This window comes from Frankia sp. CcWB3 (assembly GCF_977927595.1).
This window is the reverse complement of the sequence record NZ_CDWRCK010000344.1, coordinates 1-886: the sequence shown is the minus strand read 5'-3', so window position 1 is coordinate 886 and position 886 is coordinate 1. Positions and strand designations below refer to the sequence as shown.

The window sequence follows — 886 nt, the reverse complement described above, 5'->3', positions numbered from 1 at the left end:
CCTGTGACCTGCGATGATGCTCTCGATCACGTATTTGTTACTTCATTACGTCCCCATAATGCGTACTCGACCCACCTGCCTCCGAAAGGCACCCGCCTCTGCCGCAGCCTTGGCGGTCCTGGCCGCCTTGGCCGCCTGCTCAACCTCGTCCGGATCCGATTCATCGTCCGAAACCGCCTCCGGCGGAAGCGCCGTAGCGACCGTGACTCCTGCTGCAAATGCGCCCGAAGCAGGCAGCGCAGAAGGAAAGAAGTTCATCTATGTCGCCTACAATGCACCGCTTTACGGGGGCGTATATTGCGGAGCTAAGGCGGAAGCGGAGCGGCTTGGTGCTTCGATCACAAGGCAGTACGCTGCCGAATTCACGCCCGCATCCCAGATCCCGGTTCTAAACGCCGCTTTGGCGACCAGCCCGGATGGGCTGGTAATCAGCCCGACGGATCCGAACGCCATGTACGAACCCATCAAGTCGGTGGTCGACAAGGGAATCCCCGTTGCCACCGCAATCAATAACTTGACTAACACTGATCAATTGACGGCTCAAAGCCTTGTTAATAACGAGCAGAGTGGGGCCATAGCGGCCAAGTACCTGGCCGAGAAGGCAAACGGTAAGAAGGTCAAGGTCGGCCTCATGACGTTCACTGCCGGTGGTAGCGCTGCTGCTGACGGGGAGCGGCATGGCTTCGAATCTGAGATTAAGAAGTACGACAACATTACCTACGTTGGGGCGCAGTTCGATGCTGGCGGCGTAGCTGACACCACGAAGACCGCTGCCGCCATGCTGGCTCGTCATCCTGACCTCTTCGGCGTCTTCGGTACTGAGACTCAGGCGACAACCGGCATCGTGACGGCCGCCAAGGAGTCGAAATGAAATAACTTGCGCGTT

1 protein-coding gene is annotated in these 886 nt (G+C 58.4%); it reads left to right on the top strand.

Annotated features, from left to right (window positions below; translation table 11 throughout):
* The first annotated feature begins 13 nt into the window (after positions 1-13).
* The gene (locus ACY5KJ_RS18785) at positions 14-871 is read left to right on the top strand and encodes a substrate-binding domain-containing protein (protein ID WP_462203981.1); all 858 of its coding nucleotides are present in this window, start codon (positions 14-16) and stop codon (positions 869-871) included.
* Positions 872-886 lie beyond the last annotated feature (15 nt).

What these genes read in the sequence shown, in the direction of transcription:
- ACY5KJ_RS18785 (WP_462203981.1), top strand. Translation starts at nt 14, where the DNA reads ATGATGCTCTCGATCACGTATTTGTTACTTCATTACGTCCCCATAATG.